Annotated in this window: 17 protein-coding genes; 9 read left to right on the forward strand and 8 right to left on the reverse strand. The window is 68.1% G+C overall.

What is annotated here, in order from left to right; all coding sequences use genetic code 11:
• From ACK41U_RS06285 to hflX, 9 genes are all read left to right on the forward strand, one after another.
• Positions 1-860, forward strand: an 860-nt coding sequence (locus ACK41U_RS06285; protein ID WP_409677368.1) for a tRNA dihydrouridine synthase, incomplete at its 5' end; no start/stop codon positions are given.
• On the forward strand, positions 857-1,972 hold the full coding sequence (locus ACK41U_RS06290) for a two-component system sensor histidine kinase NtrB (RefSeq protein WP_409677370.1): 1,116 nt from the start codon (positions 857-859) through the stop codon (positions 1,970-1,972). The genes ACK41U_RS06285 and ACK41U_RS06290, both read left to right, overlap by 4 nt.
• A gap of 11 nt (positions 1,973-1,983) precedes the next feature.
• Positions 1,984-3,447, forward strand: coding sequence for a response regulator (locus ACK41U_RS06295; protein ID WP_409677372.1), 1,464 nt, complete (start codon positions 1,984-1,986; stop codon positions 3,445-3,447).
• 87 nt (positions 3,448-3,534) lie between these two features.
• Positions 3,535-5,793, forward strand: a complete 2,259-nt coding sequence (locus ACK41U_RS06300) for an ATP-binding protein (RefSeq protein ID WP_409677374.1) — start codon at positions 3,535-3,537, stop codon at positions 5,791-5,793.
• The gene (locus ACK41U_RS06305; RefSeq protein ID WP_409677376.1) at positions 5,790-7,181 is read left to right on the forward strand and encodes a sigma-54-dependent transcriptional regulator; all 1,392 of its coding nucleotides are present in this window, start codon (positions 5,790-5,792) and stop codon (positions 7,179-7,181) included. The genes ACK41U_RS06300 and ACK41U_RS06305 overlap by 4 nt, the downstream gene beginning before the upstream one ends.
• A 79-nt stretch (positions 7,182-7,260) precedes the next feature.
• Positions 7,261-8,637 (forward strand): Trk system potassium transporter TrkA, encoded by a 1,377-nt coding sequence (gene trkA, locus ACK41U_RS06310; protein ID WP_409677378.1) that lies wholly within the window; start codon positions 7,261-7,263, stop codon positions 8,635-8,637.
• Between the two features lie 9 nt (positions 8,638-8,646).
• Complete coding sequence (locus ACK41U_RS06315; protein WP_409677380.1) at positions 8,647-10,269, forward strand: potassium transporter TrkG; 1,623 nt, start codon at positions 8,647-8,649, stop codon at positions 10,267-10,269.
• Positions 10,270-10,365: 96 nt separating this feature from the next.
• Complete coding sequence (gene hfq, locus ACK41U_RS06320) at positions 10,366-10,599, forward strand: RNA chaperone Hfq (RefSeq protein ID WP_119885907.1); 234 nt, start codon at positions 10,366-10,368, stop codon at positions 10,597-10,599.
• Positions 10,600-11,991, forward strand: a complete 1,392-nt coding sequence (hflX, locus tag ACK41U_RS06325) for a GTPase HflX (RefSeq protein WP_409677382.1) — start codon at positions 10,600-10,602, stop codon at positions 11,989-11,991.
• Between the two features lie 116 nt (positions 11,992-12,107).
• Here hflX and ACK41U_RS06330 read toward each other — a convergent pair whose 3' ends face one another.
• From ACK41U_RS06330 to ACK41U_RS06365, 8 genes are all read right to left on the reverse strand, one after another.
• Positions 12,108-13,022, reverse strand: coding sequence for a carbohydrate kinase family protein (locus ACK41U_RS06330; RefSeq protein ID WP_409677384.1), 915 nt, complete (start codon positions 13,020-13,022; stop codon positions 12,108-12,110).
• 15 nt (positions 13,023-13,037) lie between these two features.
• A complete protein-coding gene (locus ACK41U_RS06335) occupies positions 13,038-14,213 on the reverse strand; it encodes a zinc ribbon domain-containing protein (RefSeq protein ID WP_409677386.1) in 1,176 nt (391 codons plus the stop codon).
• 11 nt (positions 14,214-14,224) lie between these two features.
• Complete coding sequence (locus ACK41U_RS06340) at positions 14,225-15,334, reverse strand: SPFH domain-containing protein (protein ID WP_409677388.1); 1,110 nt, start codon at positions 15,332-15,334, stop codon at positions 14,225-14,227.
• 96 nt (positions 15,335-15,430) lie between these two features.
• Entirely contained in the window at positions 15,431-16,453 is a 1,023-nt protein-coding gene (locus ACK41U_RS06345) for a DUF2927 domain-containing protein (protein WP_409677390.1), read from the reverse strand.
• Entirely contained in the window at positions 16,453-17,640 is a 1,188-nt protein-coding gene (locus ACK41U_RS06350; protein WP_409677392.1) for a toxic anion resistance protein, read from the reverse strand. Before ACK41U_RS06350 ends, ACK41U_RS06345 begins: the two co-directional genes overlap by 1 nt.
• Positions 17,641-17,853: 213 nt before the next feature.
• Complete coding sequence (locus tag ACK41U_RS06355; RefSeq protein WP_409677394.1) at positions 17,854-20,040, reverse strand: 3-hydroxyacyl-CoA dehydrogenase NAD-binding domain-containing protein; 2,187 nt, start codon at positions 20,038-20,040, stop codon at positions 17,854-17,856.
• Positions 20,037-20,507 carry a cupin domain-containing protein gene (locus ACK41U_RS06360; protein ID WP_409677396.1) on the reverse strand — a complete coding sequence of 157 codons (471 nt, stop codon included), beginning with the start codon at positions 20,505-20,507 and terminating at the stop codon, positions 20,037-20,039. Before ACK41U_RS06360 ends, ACK41U_RS06355 begins: the two co-directional genes overlap by 4 nt.
• Entirely contained in the window at positions 20,507-21,718 is a 1,212-nt protein-coding gene (locus ACK41U_RS06365) for an acetyl-CoA C-acetyltransferase (RefSeq protein WP_409677398.1), read from the reverse strand. The genes ACK41U_RS06360 and ACK41U_RS06365 overlap by 1 nt, the downstream gene beginning before the upstream one ends.
• Between the last annotated feature and the right edge of the window lie 256 nt (positions 21,719-21,974).

A 21,974-nucleotide genomic window follows, 5' to 3' on the forward strand; every position in this document is an offset into this window, starting at 1 on the left:
CGCTGACCGAGGGCGGGTTGCCCGTCAGCGTCCAGATCGCGGGCCGCGAGGCGGGCGCCATGGCCGAGACCGCCCGCATCGTCGAGGCGATGGGCGCGCGGATCATCGACATCAATATGGGCTGCCCGGCCAAGAAGGTCACCGGCGGGCTGTCGGGTGCGGCGCTGATGCGCGACCCCGACCATGCGCTGACGCTGATCGAGGCGGTGGTGGGCGCCGTGGGCGTTCCGGTCACGCTGAAGATGCGGCTGGGCTGGGACGATGACTGCCTCAACGCCGCCGATCTTGCGGCGCGGGCGCGCGATGCGGGGGTGGCGATGTTAACCGTGCATGGCCGCACGCGGGCGCAGTTCTACAAGGGCCGCGCCGACTGGGCCGCGATCCGGGCAGTGGCCGGTCTGGCCGGGCGCCCGCCGCTGGTGGCCAATGGCGACATCGTGGACGCAGACAGCGCGCGGGCGGCGCTGGCGGCCTCGGGCGCCGAGGCGGTGATGGTCGGGCGCGGCGCGCAGGGGCGGCCCTGGCTGCTGGCGCAGATCGCGCATGATCTGTGGGGCACGCCTGCGCCCACGGTGCCGCAGGGCGCCGCGCTGGCCGATCTGGTGGCCGCGCATTACGAGGATATTCTGGGCTTTTACGGCACCGATCTGGGCCTGCGCGTCGCGCGCAAGCATCTGGGCTGGTATGCCGAGGCCGCCCGCGCGCCGCTGCGCGCGCAGCTGGTGCAGGCCGAAACCCCCGCCGCCACGCTGGCCCTGATCGCCCGTGCCTTTGCCGATACCGCTTCCGGTGCGCCCGCGACCGGTGGCCCCGCGTCCGGTGCGCCCGCGTCCGCTTCCCCCGCGCAGGAGGCCGCATGACCCATCCGGGCCGCAGCGATTTTACCGAGGCCGCGCCGGGGCCGGGCTGGCACAGCCTGCCGCTGCCCGCGCTGATCCTCGATGATTGCGGGCGGGTGGCGGCGATGAACGAGGCGGCGGAAATCTGGCTGAACATGTCGCGCAACTCGACCCTGGGCAAATCGCTTGAGGGCGATGAGATGACCGCGCGGCTGCGCATCCTGCCCGCGCTGCGGCCGCTGGCGACGCGGGTGCAGGCCACCGACGAGTCGGTCTATCACCCCGCGATCAGCTTTGAGATCGGCGACCGGGTGGGCGGCCATCTGGCGCGGCGCGCGGCGGTGCATCTGGCCCGCGCGACCGAGACGGGCGGCGCCGTCAGCATCCTCGTGGTGCCGCAGGAGGTCGACGGGCTGCATCAGGCCCGCAATGTCCGCAGCGCCGCGCGCAGCGCCATCGGCATGGCCGAGATGCTGGCGCATGAGATCAAGAACCCGCTGGCGGGCATCCGGGGCGCGGCGCAGCTGATGGCGATGAACGCGACCCCCGAAGACCGCGAAATGGCCGAGATGATCGTCAGCGAATCGCGCCGCATCGTGGCGCTGCTGGATCAGGTCGAACGGTTCGGCGACACCTCGGCCCCGCATCTGGCGCCGGTGAACATCCATGACGTGCTGGAACAGGTGCGCCGCTCGGCCAAGGTGGGCTTTGCGCGCGACATCAGCATCAGCACCGATTACGACCCCTCGTTGCCGATGGCGCTGGCCGATGCCGATCAACTGGTGCAGGTCTGCCTGAACCTTGTGAAGAACGCCGCCGAAGCGCTGAAGGGCAAGGCGGGCGGCACCATCCGGCTGCACAGCTTTTACGACCACACCCTGCGCCGCCCGCCCGACGATACCGACCCCTCGGGCTGCCCGCTGCCGCTGCAGATCGAGATCGAGGACAACGGCCCCGGTTTTCCCCCCGCCATCGCCGATCAGGTGTTCGAGCCCTTCGTGTCGGGGCGTGAGAACGGCACCGGGCTGGGGCTGGCGCTGGTCAGCAAGATCATCACCGACCATGGCGCGCTGATCCGGGTGGACAGCAGGCCAGGTCGCACCGTGTTTCGCATTTCCCTGCCAAAGGCATAAGGACCGACCCCATGGACGGAACCGTTCTGATCGCTGACGATGACCGCACCATCCGAACGGTGCTGACACAGGCGCTGACCCGCGCGGGTTGCCGGGTCCATGCGACAGGCAGCCTCGCACAGCTGTCGAAATGGGTCGAGGAGGGGCGCGGCGATCTGGTCATCACCGATGTCATGATGCCCGACGGCAACGGCATCGACCGCATCCCCGAGATCCGCGAGATGCGCCCCGATCTGCCGGTGATCGTGATCTCGGCCCAGAACACCATCGTCACCGCGATCCGCGCGACCGAGGCCGAGGCGTTCGAATATCTGCCCAAGCCCTTTGACCTGCCCGACCTGATGTCCAAGGCGGGGCAAGCCCTGTCGCGGCGCCCGCGCAAATCCGACCCGGTGCCCGAACCGCTGCCCGGCCCGCGCGAGACCGCCGACCCGGCCATGCCGCTGATCGGGCACGCGCCCAGCATGCAGGCCCTGTTCCGCATGGTCGCCCGCGTGCTGAACGCCGATCTGCCGGTGCTGATCGCGGGCGAGGCGGGCGTGGGCAAGACCACCATCGCGCGCAGCTTTCACGAGCTGTCCGACCGCCGCGACCGGGGGCTGGCGGTGCTGACCTCGGCCGATGCCAGCGACGAATCGATTGCACGCGCGGCCGAGAAATCGCGCGGCGGCACCGTGGTGATCGAGAACCCGGCGGGCTTTGACCCGGCCGCGCAGGCCCGCCTGATCGGCATGATCGAGGCGGTGGAATCCGGCCCCGACCGCGCCACCGCGCCGCGCATCGTGGCCACGACCGGCCCCGATCCGCAGGCCGATGTCGCGGCGGGGCGGCTGCGCTCGGACCTCTATTACCGCCTGGCGGGGGTGACGATCAGCGTGCCGCCGCTGCGCGCGCGGGTCGATGACATCCTGCCGCTGGCCGGCCACCTGCTGGCGCGGGCGGCGGCGCAGGGCCTGCCCGAAAGGACCCTGTCCGACGAGGCCTCGTCGGCCTTGCGCGCCCATCCCTTCCCCGGCAATGTGCGCGAGCTGGAAAACATGATGCGCCGTCTGGCGCTGACCGCCAGCGGCCCCGCCATCAGCGCCGCCGAGATGCGCGAGGCGCTGAGCCAGCAGACCGGCGCGCGTCACGCCCCGGCCGCCACGACCGCCGCGGCCTCGGCCCCCGGCCCCTCCCTGTCCGCCTTCGAGCCGGAACAGGCGATCCCCATGCCCTCGGCCAATGCCCGCCTGTCGGATTCGGTCGAGGCGCATCTGCAGCGCTATTTCGACCTGCATGGCGACGCGCTGCCGCCGCCGGGCCTGTATGACCGCATCCTGCGCGAAATCGAACGTCCGCTGCTGCAGGTGGCGCTGGACGCGACCGGCGGAAATCAGCTGCGTTGCGCCGATTTGCTGGGAATCAACCGCAATACGCTGCGGAAAAAGCTGACCGAGCTGAATATCGAGGTGACACGGCGCCGCAAACTGATGTAAAACCGCCACAGGTCGCAGCGCCACGGACACGCCGTCCGGCGGGCGCTGCCTTCGGGAAAGCCGCGACAGACGGCGGATGTGGGGGACATGGCGGGGTCCGTATCAGCCTTTGGCTGGGACAGGTTGGCACGGTTGCGGCTGCCGCGCGAATGGCGGGCGGTGCTGAACTGGGTGATGCTGATCGTGGGCGCCGTGCTGGCGCTGGCGACGATCGCCATGCTCAGTCCGGTCGGGCGCGGGTTGCAGGCACAGGCGCTGCGCGTCGTGCTGCTGCTGGATCTGGCCTATCTGACCCTGCTGATCGGTTTCGTGATGGCGCGCATGGCGCGGCTGGTTCAGGCGCGGCGCTCAAGCGGGCCCGCCTCGCGGCTGCATGGGCGGCTGGTGGCGATCTTTGCCGGGCTGGCGCTGGTGCCCACGGTGCTGGTGGCGCTGTTTGCGGGCGTTCTGGTCAATATCGGGCTGGAGGGCTGGTTCTCGGACCGGGTGCAGCAGGTGGTGACCACCTCGCAGGCCGCCGCCGAAGCCTATCAGGAGGAACACCGCCGCGACCTGTCCGAAGATGCCCGCGCGCTGGCCAATATCCTCATTCAGGCGGGCCGCGCCAATCCGCTGATCGAGGATGCCGAGATGCGCCAGCTGCTGGTGCAGGGGCAGGGCCTGATCCAGCGGGGCCTGCGCGAGGCCTATATCATCAACGGCGCGGGCGAGATCCGCGCGCGCGGCGACCGCAGCTATCTGTTCTGGTATGAACAGCCGGGCAGCGACCAGCTGGACGAGGCGCAGGCAGGCGGTCTGGCGCTGATAGAGGATTGGGACAACGACGAATTCCGCGCCCTGGTCGCGCTGCCGCCGCTGGCCGACCGCTATCTGTATGTGACCCGCGATGTCGATGGCAGCCTGCTGGGCCTGCTGGACGACACCCGCGCCACGGTCGGCGATTACCGCCAGCTTGAGGAGATGCGCGCCCGCGTGCTGTTCGAATTCTCGCTGGTCTATCTGGGTTTTGCGCTGCTGCTGGTCTCGGCGGCGATCTGGCTGGGCATGTGGTTTGCCAGCCGCCTGTCGCGCCCCATCGGCCTGCTGGCACAGGCGACCGCGCGGGTGGGGCACGGCGATCTGGACGTGCAGGTGCCCGAACCCGATACCGGCGATGAGATCCAGACGCTGGGGCGGGCCTTCAACCGCATGACGCGGCAGCTCAAGACGCAGCGGGCGGAACTGGTCGAAAGCTACCGGGTCAGCGACGATCAGCGGCGGCTGTTCGACAATGTGCTCAGTTCCGTGACCTCGGGCGTGATCGGGCTGGATGCGGCGGGCGAGATCGACTTTGTGAACCGCTCGGCCAGCCGTCTGCTGGGGCTGGACCCGGTCCGCGACATTGACGCGCTGCTGTCGGAACTGGTGCCCGAATTCGCGCCTCTGTTCGAACGCCTGTCGGCCTCGGTCGCGGAAACGGTGCAGGACGAGGTGCGCCTGATGCGGCAGGGCCGGGTCGAAAGCCTGCTGGTGCGCATGGCCGTGCGGCGCGGCACCGGCGGCGCGCTGGAGGGGTATGTGGTGGCCTTTGACGATGTGACCGAACTGGTCAGCGCGCAGCGCATGGCCGCATGGGGCGATGTCGCCCGCCGTGTCGCGCATGAGATCAAGAACCCGCTGACCCCGATCCAGCTGTCCGCAGAACGCCTGCGCCGCAAATTCGGGCCGGTGGCGCCCGAGGGTGAGCGCGCCGCGCTGGATCAGTATGTCGATGTCATCATCCGCCAGACCGGCGATCTGCGCCGCATCGTGGACGAGTTCAGCCGCTTTGCCCGCATGCCCGAACCCAACCGCGCCGAGACCGACATGGCCCTGCTGCTGCGCGAGGTGACCCTGTTGCAACAGGACGCGCTGCATGGCGCGCTGGTGACCCAGATCCCCGATCAGCCGGTCATTGTCGATTGCGATGCGGGCATGCTGCGGCAGGCGCTGACCAATCTGCTGAAGAATGCAGGCGAAGCGGTCGAGGAACGCGCGCTTGAGGCCCCCGAGGGCTGGCAGCCCCGGATCCGCGTGACGCTGGAGGCCGAGGCCGAGGCCGTCTGCATCCGCATCACCGACAATGGCCCCGGCCTGCCCGCCGACCGCTCGCGCCTGTTCGAGCCTTATGTGACGCTGAAAAGCCATGGCACCGGGCTGGGCCTGCCCATCGTGAAGAAGATCGTCGAGGAACATGGCGGCAGCCTGTCCCTGACCGATGCGCCCGACCCGCCGGGTGCGCAAGCCGAGATCCGGCTTCCGCGTGAACGCCATCCGGTGCGCGCGGCCAGGACCAAAAGCAAAGAAAAAGACGAGGCGACACCATGAGCGATATCCTGATCGTCGATGACGAACGTGACATCCGCGAACTGATCGCGGACATCCTGCGCGACGAGGGGTTCGAGACCCGCGTGGCCGCCAATTCCGATCAGGCGGTCGCCGCGCTGAATGACAGCGAACCGGCGCTGATGATCCTGGACATCTGGCTGAAGGACAGCCGGATGGACGGCATCGACATCCTCAAACAGGTCAAGCGCAACAACCCGGCCGTGCCGGTCATCATCATCTCGGGGCATGGCAATATCGAGATCGCGGTCGCCGCGATCAAGCAGGGCGCCTATGATTTCATTGAAAAACCCTTCAACATCGACCAGCTGATGGTGGTCATCAACCGCGCCATGGAAACCAGCCGCCTGCGCCGCGAAAACAGCAGCCTGCGCCGGGGCGGCGAGAAACCGGGCGAGTTGCTGGGCAATTCCGCCGCCTTCCGCCGCCTGCGCGAGGGGCTGGACAAGGTCGCCCGCTCGAATGGCCGCGTGCTGCTGACCGGCGAGCCGGGCACCGGCAAGGAAATGGCCGCCCGCTATATCCACGCCCATTCACCCCGCGCCGACGCGCCCTTTATCACCGTCCCCTGCGCCACGATCGAGCCTGAACGCATGGAAGAGGTGCTGTTCGGCCGCGAAACCGCCGAACGCGGGGTCGAGCCGGGGCTGCTGGAACAGGCCCATGGCGGCGTGATCTATTTCGACGAGGTGGGCGACATGCCCCTTGGCACCCAGCCCAAGATCCTGCGGGTGCTGACCGAACAGCAATTCGTGCGGGCGGGGGGCGCCGACCGGGTGCGGGTCGATCTGCGGGTGCTGTCCTCGACCAATCGCGACCTGATGACGGAAATCGCCGCCGGGCGGTTCCGGCAGGAACTGTTCGACCGGCTGAACGTGGTGCCCATCGCCGTGCCCTCGCTGGCCGACCGGCGCGATGACATTGCGCTGCTGGCGCGTCATTTCATCGACCAGTTCCATGCCACGCAGGGGCTGACCCCGCGCGATCTGCCCGAGGAAACCGTCGCCGCGCTGCAGTCCATGCGCTGGCCGGGCAATATCCGCCAGCTGCGCAACGTGATCGAACGGGTGCTGATTCTGGCCGAGGGGACCGGCGCGATCCAGCCATCAGAACTGGAACCGCAGGGCGCCGCGCTGGACAACAGCGATGCGCTGAGCCTTGGGCCGCAGGTCACCGCCATGGCGCTGCGCGAGGCGCGCGAGATGTTCGAGCGGGAATATCTGGTGGCCCAGATCAACCGCTTCGGCGGCAATATCAGCCGCACCGCCCAATTCGTGGGCATGGAGCGCAGCGCCCTGCACCGCAAGCTGAAATCGCTGGGCGTGGTCGGCGGCATGCGCAGCGACGATGAGATGATGATGGGCAAATAGCGGCCCGGCTTGCGCCTGACGCCCGCCCGGCATAGGCAGAGGGCTGCGCCTTGCGGGCGTGGCGGCAAGGGGTCTGTGGATGAAGATCATCATTTGCGGTGCGGGCCAGGTCGGCTGGCAGATCGCGCGCCACCTGTCGGGCGAGCGCAACGACGTCACCGTCATCGACAACAACTCGGAACTGATCCGCCGTGCGACCGATGCGCTGGACGTGCAGGGCGTGACCGGCTTTGCCAGCCATCCCGATGTGCTGGACCGGGCGGGCGCGCGTGACGCCGATCTGATCATCGCCGCGACCCATTCCGATGAGGTGAACATGGTCACCTGTCAGGTGGCCCACTCGGTCTTTCAGGTGCCGCGCAAGATCGCGCGGCTGCGCAGCGGCGCCTATCTGGACGCGATCTATTCCGACCTTTACCGCACCGAACACCTGCCCATCGACGTGGTGATCAGCCCCGAACGCGAGGTGGCCAAGGCCGCGCTGCAACGCCTGTCGGCGCCCTCGACATTCGATGTGGAAACCTTCCTCAAGGACCGCATCCACCTGCTGGGCATTGATCTGGAAGCCGACTGCCCGGCACTGAACACGCCCCTGCGCCAGCTGACCGAGCTGTTCTCCAGCCTGCGCGCCATCGTGGCGGGGGTGCGCCGCAAGGGGCGGCTGTTTGCCCCCGAGCCGGGCGATCAGCTGTTTGCGGGCGATCAGATCTATGTCTTTGCCCATGTCGACGATGTGGCCCGCACGCTGGATATCTTCGGCAAGCCGCCGCAGAAACAGGAACGGCTGACGATCATCGGCGCGGGCAATGTGGGCCTTGCGGTGGCGCAGGCGCTGGAGGCCCGCCCCGACCGCATCCGCGCCAAGCTGATCGAGCGTGACCGGGCGCGCGCCGAATATGCCGCCGACCGGCTGGAACGCACCATCGTTCTGAACGGCGACGGGCTGTCGGCGGAACTGCTGGAAGAGGCCGCCGTGCCGCGCGCCGACGCCGTGCTGGCGGTGACCGATGACGACAAGACCAATATCCTCGCCTCGGTCCGGGCCAAGCAGGCGGGCGCGAAAATGGCGATCGCGCTGATCAATGACCCGACGCTGGTGCCGCTGATGGGGGCGCTGGACATCGACGCCTATATCAACCCGCGCGCCACCACCGTCTCGACCATCCTGCGCCATATCCGTCACGGGCGGGTGCGCGACATCTATTCCATCGGCGATGCCGAGGCCGAGGTGATCGAGGCGCAGGTCCTGTCGACCAGCCCCATGTCGGGCCGCGCCGTCCGCGACATCGAATTCCCCGAAGGCGCGCTGATCGGTGCCGTGCAAAAGGGCGACCGCATCCTGATGCCCAGTTCTGACACCCGCATCGAAGAGGGCGATATCGTGCTGATCTTTGCCCTGTCCGCCGATGTCTCCGAGGTCGAGCGCCTGCTTCAGGTCTCGATCGACTTTTTCTGAAGGCCCGCGATGCGCGACACCCTGCTCAGGCTGCCGCTTCTGGTCCTCGTCTCGGGGATCGCGGCGCTGATGATGCTGATCCCGGCGGCCCATGCCTCGGTCACCGGACATGCGGCCATCGCGCGGCATTTCTTTTATGCCGGGCTGCTGATCATGGTGTTTTGCGGGCTGATCGGGCTGGCGACCCATGCCAATCCCCGCGCCCGTGGCGCGCGCGAGATGCTGCTGAACATGCTGGCGGTCTTTGTCGGTCTGCCGCTGCTGCTGGCGCTGCCCTTTGCCGAAAGCCTGCCCGATACCGGCTGGTTCAATGCCTGGTGGGAGATGGTCTCGGCGCTGACCACGACCGGCGCCTCGCTCTATTCGGCCGACCTGCTGCCTGCGCCCTTGCATCTGTGGCGGGCGCTGGTGGGCTGGATGGGCGGGTTTTTCGTGCTGGTCTCGGCGGTGGCGATCCTGGCGCCGCTGCGCCTTGGCGGGTTCGAGATCATGTCCAGCCCCTATGGCCGGCAAGAGGCGTTCGAGGCGCTGCCCCTGTCCGCCGATCCCCGGCGGGTGCCGCGCCACCTGTCCGAGCCGGGTTTTGACAGCCGCGTGCATGATCCGCTGACCCGGCTGGCGCGCGGCGCCGAGGCGGTGCTGCCGCCCTATCTGGGCCTGACGCTGGCGCTGTGGGTGGGGTTGCTGCTGGCGGGCGATCCGTCCTTTCTGGCGCTGTGCCGGGCGCTTGGCACGCTGTCCACCTCGGGGATCACACCGGTGCTGGGGCAGGCGGGCGAGGTGTCGGGCCTTGCGGGCGAGGCGCTGGTGTTTCTGTTCCTGCTGCCCGCCCTGTCGCGGCGCTTCTGGCCGGGCGGCGGGCAGTTGCGCGCCACCTCGCGGATGCGCGACGACCCCGAACTGCGCATGGCGGCAGCGCTGGTGCTGATGGTGACGCTGGTGTTGTTTCTGCGCCACTTTCTGGGCGCCATCGAGGTGGGGGCCGAGGGGCAGGCGGCGCTGGCGGGCGTCACCTCGGGGCTGCGGGCGATGTGGGGGGGGATGTTCAACGCGCTGAGCTATCTGACCACGACCGGCTGGAACTCGGTCGACTGGCAGGGCGCGCGGGCCTGGTCGGGGCTGACGGCGCCGGGGCTGATCCTTGCGGGGCTGGCCATGATGGGCGGCGGCATCGCCACCACGGCGGGCGGGGTCAAGCTGCTGCGCGTCTATGCGCTGGCCCGCCACGGCGAACGCGAGATGCAGCGGATCGTCCATCCCTCGGCCGTCTCGGGCGGCGGCCGCATTTCCCGGCATCTGCGGCGCGAGGGCGCCTATCTGGCGTTCATCTTCTTCATGCTGTTCGCGATTTCCATCGCGGTCGTGGTCTCGCTGGTCTCGATCCAGTCGGTCGAATTCGAGACCGCGACCATCCTGTCCATCGCCGCGCTGACCAATACCGGGCCACTGGCGGGGGCGATCCCGCTGACCCCGGCATTCGAGGGCACGGCAGGCGTGGCCTCGGCCCCGTGGGAGGGGTGGTCGGGCCTGCCCCGCTTTACCAAAGGGGTGCTGGCGGGGGCGATGATTCTGGGCCGGATCGAGACATTGGCGATTCTGGCCCTGTTCTCGCCCGAATTCTGGCGGCGCTGATCGCCGCGGCATCGGGTCCGGGTGCGCTTGCATGGCTGGGAACAACCGCTTACATGTCAGATGGATGGGGACAGTGTAAAAACGGACGATATAAAAATGGCTGGCGACAAGCAGAATCTGCAGGACGCGTTCCTGAACCACGTCCGCAAGGCGAAGGTGCCGGTCACCATTTTCCTGATCAATGGCGTCAAGCTGCAGGGCGTGATCACCTGGTTCGACAATTTCTGCGTGCTGTTGCGCCGGGATGGCCAGTCGCAGCTGGTCTACAAGCATGCGATCAGCACGATCATGCCGGGCCAGCCCATCACGCTGTATGAAGGCGACGACTGATTGGCCGAACTGACGGAAACCGCCGCCCGCCCGACCCGCGCCTATGTGATCCATCCCGATCTGGGCCGCGCCCGCACGCAACGGCGCGATCCTGAGCATTCGCTGGCCGAGGCCGTGGCGCTGGCGCTGGCGCTGCCGGGCATCGAGATGGTGGGCTCTGAGGTTGCGAACCTGCGCGAGCCCAATCCCGGCAAGCTGTTCGGCAAGGGCAAGCTGGCCGAGATCAAGGAACGGCTGGAGGCGCTTGAGGTCGAGCTGGTGCTGATCGACGGCCCGGTGACGCCTGTGCAGCAGCGCAATCTGGAAAAGGACTGGGGCGTCAAGCTGCTGGACCGGACCGGGCTGATCCTTGAGATTTTCGCCGACCGCGCGCGCACCCGTGAAGGCGTGCTGCAGGTCGAGCTGGCGGCCCTGTCCTATCAGCGCACGCGGCTGGTGCGCGCCTGGACCCACCTGGAACGTCAGCGCGGCGGGCTTGGCTTTGTCGGCGGCCCCGGCGAGACGCAGATCGAGGCCGACCGTCGCGCCATCGACGAACAGATGACCCGGCTGCGCCGTCAGCTGGAACGCGTGGTCAAGACCCGGACCCTGCACCGTGCCGCGCGTGCCAAGGTGCCCTATCCGATCGTGGCGCTGGTGGGCTATACCAACGCCGGCAAATCGACCCTGTTCAACCGGCTGACCGGGGCCGAGGTGTTTGCGAAAGACATGCTGTTTGCGACGCTGGACCCGACGATGCGCGCCATCCGCCTGCCCGATGCCCAGGGTGGCAGCTCGGGGCGCAAGATCATCCTGTCGGACACGGTGGGGTTCATCAGCGACCTGCCGCCCGAACTGGTCGCAGCCTTCCGCGCCACTCTGGAAGAGGTGCTGGAGGCCGATCTGATCCTGCATATCCGCGACATCAGCCATCCCGAGACCGAAGAGCAGGCCGCCGATGTGGCCGATATTCTCGATTCGCTTGGCGTGGACGAGGATGTCGCCGCCATCGAGGTCTGGAACAAGATCGACGCGCTTGGCCCCGACACCCGCGCAGCCCTGCGCCGCACCGACCGGCGCACCGAGGGCGTACAGGCCGTCAGCGCCCTGTCGGGCGAGGGGCTGGAGGATCTGATCGCCGCCATGGACCACCTGCTGGGCGAGGTTCTGGACGAGCCGCGCCTTGAGGCCGAGGTGGTGCTGCCCTTCGGCGATGGCCGCGGGCGCGCCTGGCTGCACGAGGCGGGCGTGGTCGAGCGCGAAGAGGCGGGCGAGGACGGGCTGCATCTGCATCTGCGCTGGACCGCGCGGCAGAAGGGCGGCTTTGAGGCATTCTCTGGCACGGCGGACGAGCCCGGCGAGGACGACGAACCCGAAGAGCGGCGCACCGGCGGGTGGCATCCGGCGGATTGATCCGCGGATTGGCTGGTGGCGCTGTTTTGCGTCCCGCGCGTGCCGGGGGCGCTTCGCCCCCCGGACCCCCCGAGGATATTTTTATGAAGAAGATGACGAGGGCATGCCCGGCTGGGCTAGCTGGCGGGCATTTCATGGGCCCAGGGCGGGTTGGCGCCGGGGCGTGAGACGGTGATCGAGGCGGCCTGCGCGCCAAGCGTCAGCGCCGCGTGGATCTGGTCGGGGGTGAGGCGGGCGATGGCGTCCTTGTTCAGCAGGTTCTGGCGGTCGAGGCTGGCCAGAACGCCCGCGTTGAACGTGTCACCCGCGCCGATCGTGTCGGCGACCGTGGTGCGCACGGCAGGGGCGTGGACCGTCTCGCCCGCCCAGATCGCGCGGGCACCGGCCTCGCCGCCGGTCAGCAGCACCAGTTTCGGGCCGCGGGCGAGGATTTCGCGGGCGGCCTGTTCGGGCGCCATGCCGGGAGAGAGCCAGTCCAGATCATCGGCGGAGAGTTTCACGATGTCGGCCATCGGCAGCAGCCGCCACAGGCGGGCGCGGTAGGCGTCGGGGTCGGTGATGAAGAAGGGGCGGATATTGGGGTCGATCATCACCGGCAGGCGGGCGTGATGGGCCGCGATCAGCCCCTCGATCGTGGCGCCGCAGGGGTCGGGCACCAGGCTGATGCCGCCCGCGAAGAGCGCCGTGACCGCCTGCGGCAGGGGGGGCAGATCTTCGGGCGCCAGCATCCGGCCCGCCGAGCCCTCATCATAGAAGGAATAGCGCGCCTCGCCATTCTCCAGCGTCACCAGCGCCAGCGTGGTCAGCCGGTCGGTGCGGGGGCAGAGATCGGTGTTCACGCCTGCCTCGGACAGAGGCGCAAGGATCTGCTGGCCGAACGGGTCGCGGCTGATCGGCCACAGATAGCCGGTGTCCCGGCCAAGCCGCCCCAGCGCGATGGCGGTGTTATAGACCGCCCCGCCCGCCAGAGGCCGGAAGGCGCCGTTCTGCGGCACCATGTCGATCAGCGATTCGCCTGCGCACAGGATCATGTCCGTCCTCCCCCTTCAGCCCTGAGTCAGATACAGGAAAACCGCTAGCGCTACCAGCGCGACGGCTGTGGCCCCGGCGATTTTCCAGACCGACCACGGGCGTTCGCCCATCACCTTGCCCGACTGGCCGTTCACCACGAAACGATAGCTTTTGCCATTATAGCGATAGGCCGCCGACCAGACCGGCAGCAGCACATGCTTGAACGTCTCATCCGAGAAGCGGCTGTCGATCTGCTCGATGCGCTGTTCGTCGCCGCCGATGTCGCGGCGGGCATCGGCGTGGATCACCTGCGCCATCTGCGCCCGCGCGGTCTGGTGGCCGTCGGCCAGCGCCACGGTATAACCCTCGGCCTCGAAACCCGACAGGAAGGCCGGATCATACAGCGCCAGATCGTTCAGATCCCAGGGTTTCAGCGCCGTGGCAAACCGTGGCGGCAGGGCGGTCGAGGCGCCCACCAGCACATCGTTGAAATCGCGCGCCACCTGACCCGAGGCCGGGCGCCAGCGGATGCGGCGTTCCTGCCGGCTGACGGTCTCGCTGCGCCCGTTCACCTGCCGGGTGCTTTGCACGGTGACGTAATAGGCATCGCCCCGCTGGCCGCGATAGCGGCTGACACTGCGCGCGTCAAAGGTCCAGAAGGGCGTATACACCCCTGTCAGCCGCCGGTCCTTGCGCGCATAGGCGGTCAGCCCCGAGGGCGCGAACCACAGCCCCTTGAGCCATGATTTCATTGCCGTATGGGCCTGCGCCTCGGTCAGCTTGAAGGGCAGCACGCCCTGCGGTTTGATCCGCCGGGTGGCGCCGGTATCGGTGACGACCGGGGTGGCGCAGAACGGGCAGGCGCTGGCGTGATGGGTCTCGTCCAGATCGACCCGCGCGCCGCAATTGGGGCAGGCGAGGCTGCGCACCATCTGCACGATATCGCCCGCGCCCGCATCCAGATGCAGGCCCTTGTCCAGCGGGATTTCCTCAAGCGCGGCCGCATTGCGGGGGCCCGGCGCCCATTGCAGCGCGGGCTCGTCCGCGCCGCTGCTGCCATCGTCATGGCGGCCCGGCGCGCGGGCGGGGCCGGGGCCGATGTCCTGCCGGTGGCCGCACCAGTCGCAGACCAGCTGCTGCTGGCCCGGCTGAAAGCGCAGGCTGGCGCCGCATTGCGCGCAGGGAAAGCGGTGTTCGGCAGGCGCGGGCATTCAGCCGGGCCTCACTGCGGCAAGGGCGGCGGCAGCGTGGTGAACAGCTGCGCCAGCTCGGGCACATCCTCGGCCGGCAGCCAGCCGTCCTGTCCCGGCGCCCAGACCAGCGTGTCGCGCGCGAAGCTGCCATCCGAGACCATGCGCCCCAGATGACCGCGCCCGAACGGGCCCTGCGCCGCGCCGTCAAGTGCCACATGCCAGACGGTTTCCACCGCGCGGCCCGGCAGCGGCGGCGGCGCGGCTGCGGGCTGCTGGGGTGCCGCGCCCCAGGGGCCGGGCCGGGCCGCGCCCATGCCCATGGCCGCCCCCATCGCGGCGCCGAAACCGGCACCTGCGCCGCCCTCGTTCTGCGCTGCGTTCAGCATCGCCTCGGAGGCGGCATACTGGCCGAAACGGTCCAGATCGCCGATGATCCCCATGCTGGTGCGCTTATCCAGCATTTTCTCAACTTCGGCGGGCAGGCTGATGTTTTCAATGTAGAATTCCGGCAGGATCAGGCCATAGCCTTCGATCACCGGCGCGATGGCCTTGGCGACCAGTTTCCCCAGCTCATCGGTATTGGCCGCCATGTCCAGCACCGGAATATTCGCCGCCGCAATCGCGCGCGAGAATTCCTGCACGATTACATTGCGGATCTGATAGGTGATCTCATCGCGGGTGAATTCGCCATCGGTGCCGACGATTTCCGACATAAAGCGCGCCGGGTCGCTGACCCGCATCGCATAGGTGCCAAAGGCGCGCAGGCGCACCGGGCCGAATTCGGGATCGCGCGCGATGATCGGGTTGCGCGTGCCCCATTTCAGGTTGTTGAACCGGGTCTTGTTGACAAAATACACCTCGGATTTGAACGGGCTGCGGAAGCCGTGATCCCAGTGCTGCAGCCGCGTCATCACCGGCTGGTTGTTGGTCTCCAGCATATAGAGGCCGGGGCCAAAGACATCGGCCAGCTGCCCCTCGTGGATGAACACCGCCGCCTGGCCCTCGCGCACGGTCAGTTTGGCGCCGTATTTGATCGCCCGGCCCACGGTGGGAAAGCGGTAGACCATCGTGTCGCGGCTGTCCTCGACCCATTCGATGACCTCGATGAACTCACCGCCCAGAATGTCGAAAATGGACATGGCGCTTCCCCTTGCTGCATGTGTCAGGCCCGCCCTGTATGACCGGGCGGGGGCGGCGGATCAAGCGCCCGACCCCCTCTCACCTGTCCCCCGGCTTCAGACCGGCTGCGCCAGCAGCTCGGCGGCGATCTGGCGCACCACGGGCAGGGCCTCGGCCTCGGTCATGCCGGGGCGCAGGCGCGGGTCATAGAGGATGCGCAGCAGCAATTCGTCATGCCGGGTCAGCAGCGCGAATTCCTCATCGTCGTTAAAGATCGAGGGGCGCGCGCCGGGGCTGTCATTGGCCAGACCCAGACCCTGCGCCAGTTCCTCGTGGATGCAGGATGTGCGCAGCAGGCGCGGCAATTCGGTGCGGATCACGGCCACCGCATGGGCATAGACCGGGCTGCCGCCTTCGGAATAGGCGAATACGGTGCAGGCGATGCCGGGGGGCAGGTCGCGCAGGATCGCCACATCCTCGGGCGGGATGCCGGGGACCAGCTCGGCCAGCCGCGCCCCGATCCGGCGGCGTTCGTCATCGGTGACGACCAGCACCACGAAATTGCCGCGATCGGCCGCGATCTGGACCGGGTGGCGCGTGGCCCCCGCCAGGCGCGCGGCATATTCCGCGATCTCGCTGCGCCAGGCGCGCTGTGCGGCAATATCGGTCGAGGCGCCGAATTCCGGCTGAATGCGCACCGGCACATCCCAGCGGCGCAGGGGGGCGGCCTGCGCCTCGGCCACCAGCGCGCCGTCGCGGCGGGTATATTCGTCGCGCAGCGCGATCTGCACGAAATTGCGCGCCAGCATCTCGGCGTCGATGGGCGCATCGGCAGGCACCCGGTCGCGGCGCAACCGGCCCTGCGACAGCAGCCGTTGCTGCATCCGGTCGTAATAGTCGCGCTGCGTCAGGCTGGCATCGCTGGCGCCTGCGCGGGCGCGGATCGCTGCGGCATTGGCGGCACGGTTGCGTTCGGCCCGCGCGGCGCGCAGGCGGGCCTGCGTGTCGTCGGGCGCGGGCGCGGTTTCAGGGCGCGGCTGCGGGCGGGCCGCATCCGTGGCAGGCGGCGCGGGCTGGCAGGCCGCCAGCGCCAGCGCCGTCAGCAGCCCCGCCCCGATCCGGCGGCAATCTGCCAGCATCAGGCGCCCCCGTCTGTGCGGCCATCTGCGCGGCCATCTGTGCGGGCGCGGGCCGAGGCCAGCGTGTCGCGCAGGTCCGTCTCCATCCGCGTCAGTTCCGTTTCGGCGGCGGCGCGGCGGGTGCGGCCCTCATCAGCGATGCGCAGGCTGTCCTCGATCGTGGCGATCAGCTGCGCGTTGGCGGCGCCCACGGCCTCGATGTCGAACACGCCGCGTTCGGTCTCGGTGCGGATGGTGGCGTTGGCCTGCCGCAGATTGTCGGCATTGCGGGTCAGCAATTCGTTGGTCAGATCGCTGGCGGCGCGCACGCTGCGCGCGGCCTCGGCGCTGCGCTGGATGGTGACGGCCTGCGCCAGCTGCGTCTCCCACAGCGGCACCGTGTTCACGAGGGTCGAGTTGATGCGCGTCACCAGCGACTTGTCGTTTTCCTGCACCAGCCGGATCGAGGGCAGCGACTGCATGGTGACCTGCCGCGTCAGCTTCAGGTCATGCACGCGCCGGTCCAGGTCGTCGCGCAAGGACCGCAGGTCGCGCAATTCCTGCGCCCCCATCACCTGCTGCTCATCCGCCGTGCCCGCCAGCGCCGCCTCGCGGTCCGGGATCACCTGAGTGTCCAGCTCGCGCAGCTTTTCCGTGCCCGCCGCGATATACAGCGCCAGCTCGTCATAAAACGCCAGCGTCCGGTCATACAGCATGTCCAGCGACTTGATGTCTTTCAGCAGCTTTTGCTCATGCGATTCCAGCTCGGCGGTGATCCGGTCGATCTGGGTCTGCACCTGTTCGTAATTCGCCACGAATTTCGCAAACGGCGCCGAGCGTCCCAGCAGCTTTTCCCACCAGCTGCGCTCGCGCCGGACATCCAGTTCGCTGGTCGAGAATCCGCGGATCGTCGTGACCACATCGCGCAGGCTGTCGCCCGCAGGCCCGACATCCTTGGATTTCACATCGGCCAGCATCGCCTGACTGATCTGTTGCAGATCGCCCTGCGCGCGGGTGCCGAATCGCAGGATCGAGTTGCTGTCCTTCAGGTCGATCTCGGCCATGCGGCGGCGGATCTCGGCCTGCGTGGCCGGGTCGGCCTGGGCCACGGTGGCGGGCGGTTCCGCCGGATCGGGCAGGGCCACGCTGGTCAGCGCGTCGATTTCGGCCTGAACGGCCAAGGCACGGCTGCGGGTATCGTCGGTCATCGGTTTGTCCCCCGGACGGCGGCGCCACGGGCGGGGCGCATCGCGTTGATCCTAGCATATGGCGAAGCCATGCGGATTCAACGACCTGACCGGGCGAAAGTTTCGCCGCATTGCGGCAGAGACACAGAATCGGCCAGAAAAGGGGCCAGAAAAAGGGGGCCAGAAAAAAGGGGCGGTGCCGGGCCATTCGCTGGCCCGGCACCCGGTCACATGTCAGGCGGCTTTCTTCGGCTGGCCATAGCGGCCATAAAAGCTGTCGCCCGCGCCCGCCATCTCGCGCAGCAGCGCAGGCGCGGCAAAGCGCTCGCCATGCGCCGCCTCCAGCCGGTCGCAGATCTCGACCGCGCGGGCCGCGCCCAGCATGTCCAGCCAGCCGAACGGCCCGCCCGACCAGGGCGCAAAGCCCCAGCCCAGAATCGCGCCCACATCGCCCTCGCGGATGTCTTCCAGCACACCCGCCTCGAAGGCGCGCACCGCCTCCAGCGCCTGCACGAACATCAGCCGGTGCTGCACCTCATGCAGGTCGGGCTGTTCCCCGGCGCGCGGATATTGCGCCTCCAGCCCCTCCCACATCCCCTGCCGCTTGCCGTCCTCGCCATAGGCGTAAAAGCCCGATTTCGACTTGCGCCCCATGCGGCCCTGATCGGCCATCCAGAACAGCACCTCATCGACCGCACCATCGGGATAGGCATCGCCCATCGCCGCCCGCGTCGCTTTGGCGATCTTGACCCCCAGATCAATCGAGGTCTCATCGACCAGCTGCAGCGGCCCCAGAGGCATGCCCATCATCCTGGCGGCATTCTCGATCAGCACCGGGTTCACCCCTTCGGCGACCATGCGCATCCCCTCGTTCAGATAGGGGATGATGCAGCGGTTGGCATAAAAGAACCGCTCGTCATTGACGACAATGGGCGTCTTGCGGATCTGGCGCACGAAATCCAGCGCCTTGGCGACGGCCAGCGGGCCGGTCTGCTGGCCCTTGATGATCTCGACCAGCAGCATCTTGTCGACGGGGCTGAAAAAGTGGATGCCGATGAACTGCTCGGGCCGCACGCTCGCGCCCGCCAGATCGCTGATCGGCAGGGTCGAGGTATTGGTGGCAAAGATCGCATCCGCAGGGATCACCGCCTCGGCCTTCTTCGTCACCTCGGCCTTGACGGCAGGGTCCTCGAACACAGCCTCGATCACCAGATCGCAGCCCGTCAGCGCCGCATAATCGGTGGTGGCGGTGATCCGCGCCAGCACCTCGGCCTTCTTCTCGGGCGTCGATTTTTTCCGGCTGATCGCCTTGTCCAGCAGTGCCTCGGAATGGGCACGGCCCCGGTCGGCGCTGTCCTGCGCCGCGTCGATCAGCACCACCTCGATCCCGGCCATGGCGCTGACATAGGCGATGCCCGCGCCCATCATCCCCGCGCCCAGAATGCCGACCTTGCGCACGGTCTGATCGGGCGCCTCGGGCCGGTTCGCGCCTTTTTCCAGCGCCTCCTTGTTGATGAACAGGCTGCGGATCATCGCCGTGCTGGAGGGGTTCATCAGCACATGGGTAAACCACCGCGCCTCGATCTTCAGCGCCTGATCGAATGGCACCATCGCGCCTTCATAGACCGCGCTCAGCAAAGCCTTGGCCGCCGGATAGACGCCCATCGTCTTGCCATGCACCATGGCAGAGGCACCGACAAAGGTCATGAAACCCGCCGGATGGAACGGCTCACCGCCGGGCATCTTGTAGCCCTTCTGATCCCACGGCTTGACCAGATCGGCCTCCTTGGCCGCCAGCACCCATTCGCGCGCGGCCTCCAGCGGGTTCTCGACCACCTCGTCGATGATCCCGGCCGATTTTGCCTTCTTGGGGTCCGACAGCTTGCCCTCCAGCAGGAAGGGCGCGGCCATCATCGCGCCCAGCTTGCGCGCCAGCCGCGTGGTCCCGCCCGAGCCGGGAAAGATCCCGACCATGATCTCGGGCAGCCCGATCTTGGCCTTCGGGTTATCGGCGGCAAAGATCCGATGCGTGGCCAGAGGCAGTTCCAGCCCGATGCCAAGCGCGGTGCCCGGCAGGGCGCTGGCAATCGGCTTTCCGCCCTTCAGCGTCTTCGGGTCCATGCCCGCGCGTTCGATCTTGCGCAGCATGTGGTGCAGCATCATCACGCCGTCAAAGACGCCCTGCGCGCCGCCCTGATCCCTCATGCCTGCAATGACATTCAGGTCCATCCCGGCGGCAAAGTCCTTCTTGCCGCTGGTGATGACGATGCCCTTGACGGCCTCATCGGCCAGCGCGTCGTCGATCAGCCCGTTCAGCGTGGCCGCACCGTCCAGCGACAGCACATTCATCGACTTGCCGGGCACGTCCCAGGTGATGATCGCCACGCCATCATCGCCGGTCTTCATGGTGAAATCGGTCATTCGGTGTCTCCCTTTGTGGGGTAGGGGGTGCCGTCCAGATGCGTGTACCCGCCCGGCACAGCCAGCAGGTCAAGGCCCGGATAATGGCAGATGTTATGGGGCTGACGCGCGCCCGCGATCAGATAGGTCGCAGGCTGGTCGGTGTGGTTGCGCAGGCTGTGGGCCACCGGCACGCCCGCCTTCCAGCAGCAGGCATCGCCCGCGCCGATGACCGTCTCGGTGCCATCCTCGATCACGGTCAGCTCGCCCGACAGCATCAGCAGGAACTCATCCTCATGCTCCTCCCAATGCGGCTGGCTGCTCTGGCCGCCGGGATGCAGCGTCTCGACCGCCGCGCCGAACTGGGTCAGCCCGCCGGCCTCGGTGATATGGCGGTAGGACAGGTTGCCCCGCCCCAGATTATAGGGTTCGGGATAGCCCGACACGCCGTCGGTCAGCGGTACGCTGTCCTTGCGGAAAATCGCCATCACACGCGCTCGATGATGGTGGCCGCGCCCATGCCCGAGGCGATGCACAGGGTCGCCAGACCCACCTGCTTGTCCTGCCGCTCCAGCTCGTCCAGCAGCGTGCCGATGATGATCGCGCCGGTGGCGCCCAGAGGGTGCCCCATCGCAATCGCGCCGCCATTGACGTTGACGCGCGACGGGTCCACCTGAAACGCCTGCATGAAGCGCAGCACGACGGCGGCAAAGGCCTCGTTCACCTCGAACAGGTCGATGTCGCCGATGGACATGCCGCTGTCGCGCAGGATCTTTTCGGTGACGGGCACCGGCCCGGTCAGCATGATCGTGGGATCGGTGCCGATCTTGGCGGTGGCCCGGATCCGCGCGCGGGGCCTGAGCCCGTAAGCCTTGCCGAACTCGGCATTGCCGATCAGCACGGCGGCGGCGCCATCGACGATGCCGCTGCTGTTCCCGGCATGGTGGATATGCTCGATATGGGACAGATGCGGGTATTTCAGCATCGCCACCTTGTCGAAGCCGGGCATCATCTCGCCCATCTCCTTGAAGGCGGGACGCAGGCGGGCCAGATCCTCGGCTGTGGTGGCGGGGCGCATGTATTCGTCGCGGTCCAGAATGGTCAGCCCGTTCTGGTCCAGCACCGGCACGATGGACCTGCTGAACCGGCCCTCCTTCCACGCCTGCGCCGCCCGCCGCTGGCTTTCCAGCGCCAGCGCATCGACATCGTCGCGGCTGAAGCCGTATTCGGTGGCGATGATGTCGGCGCTGATCCCCTGCGGCACGAAATAGGTGTTCATCGCCAGCGAGGGATCGACGGCAATCGCCGCCCCGTCGCTGCCCATGGCGACGCGACCCATCATCTCGACCCCGCCCGCGATATAGGCCTGACCCGCGCCGCCCCTGATCTGATTGGCGGCCAGGTTCACGGCCTCCATGCCGCTGGCGCAGAAGCGGTTGATCGACAGGCCGGGGATCCGTTCGTCCAGATCCGAGGCCAGCACGGCCGAGCGCGCCAGACAGCCGCCCTGCTCCTTGACCTGGGTGACATTGCCCCAGATGACATCCTCGACCGCGTGGCCTTCGAGGCCATTGCGCGCCTTGACGGCGTTCAGCAGCCGGGCGGAGAGCGCCAGCGAGGTCACCTCGTGCAGGCTGCCATCGGGCCGGCCCTTGCCCCGCGGGGTGCGTGCGGCGTCATAGATGAATGCGTCGGTCATGGTTCCTCCTAAGGTCGCCCGGATCGTGGCTCCGGGCCGAAACAGCCGGGGGGCTTCGCGCCCCCCGGACCCCCCGCGGGATATTTTCATGAAGAAGAAAGGGCGGGTTAACCTTTCCTCAAGGTTTGCGTCTCAGGATCGGGGATGCGGTACAGGCTGGGAAGCCGATGACCGCTGAAGGAGAAGTTCCCGGCTCGCGCGTCTGATGCCGATGGCCCTGCGCGGGCCGGGAATGCCGCTTCTTCTTCACTTAAAT

The sequence above is a fragment of the Paracoccus sp. (in: a-proteobacteria) genome (assembly GCF_046289755.1).
Classification (GTDB): Bacteria; Pseudomonadota; Alphaproteobacteria; order Rhodobacterales; family Rhodobacteraceae; genus Paracoccus.

Coding starts and splice junctions, on each gene's coding strand:
- ACK41U_RS06290 (WP_409677370.1), top strand. CDS start 857: ATGACCCATCCGGGCCGCAGCGATTTTACCGAGGCCGCGCCGGGGCCG.
- ACK41U_RS06295 (WP_409677372.1), top strand. CDS start 1,984: ATGGACGGAACCGTTCTGATCGCTGACGATGACCGCACCATCCGAACG.
- ACK41U_RS06300 (WP_409677374.1), top strand. CDS start 3,535: ATGGCGGGGTCCGTATCAGCCTTTGGCTGGGACAGGTTGGCACGGTTG.
- ACK41U_RS06305 (WP_409677376.1), top strand. CDS start 5,790: ATGAGCGATATCCTGATCGTCGATGACGAACGTGACATCCGCGAACTG.
- trkA (WP_409677378.1), top strand. CDS start 7,261: ATGAAGATCATCATTTGCGGTGCGGGCCAGGTCGGCTGGCAGATCGCG.
- ACK41U_RS06315 (WP_409677380.1), top strand. CDS start 8,647: ATGCGCGACACCCTGCTCAGGCTGCCGCTTCTGGTCCTCGTCTCGGGG.
- hfq (WP_119885907.1), top strand. CDS start 10,366: ATGGCTGGCGACAAGCAGAATCTGCAGGACGCGTTCCTGAACCACGTC.
- ACK41U_RS06330 (WP_409677384.1), bottom strand. CDS start 13,022: ATGATCCTGTGCGCAGGCGAATCGCTGATCGACATGGTGCCGCAGAAC.
- ACK41U_RS06335 (WP_409677386.1), bottom strand. CDS start 14,213: ATGCCCGCGCCTGCCGAACACCGCTTTCCCTGCGCGCAATGCGGCGCC.
- ACK41U_RS06340 (WP_409677388.1), bottom strand. CDS start 15,334: ATGTCCATTTTCGACATTCTGGGCGGTGAGTTCATCGAGGTCATCGAA.
- ACK41U_RS06345 (WP_409677390.1), bottom strand. CDS start 16,453: ATGCTGGCAGATTGCCGCCGGATCGGGGCGGGGCTGCTGACGGCGCTG.
- ACK41U_RS06350 (WP_409677392.1), bottom strand. CDS start 17,640: ATGACCGACGATACCCGCAGCCGTGCCTTGGCCGTTCAGGCCGAAATC.
- ACK41U_RS06355 (WP_409677394.1), bottom strand. CDS start 20,040: ATGACCGATTTCACCATGAAGACCGGCGATGATGGCGTGGCGATCATC.
- ACK41U_RS06360 (WP_409677396.1), bottom strand. CDS start 20,507: ATGGCGATTTTCCGCAAGGACAGCGTACCGCTGACCGACGGCGTGTCG.
- ACK41U_RS06365 (WP_409677398.1), bottom strand. CDS start 21,718: ATGACCGACGCATTCATCTATGACGCCGCACGCACCCCGCGGGGCAAG.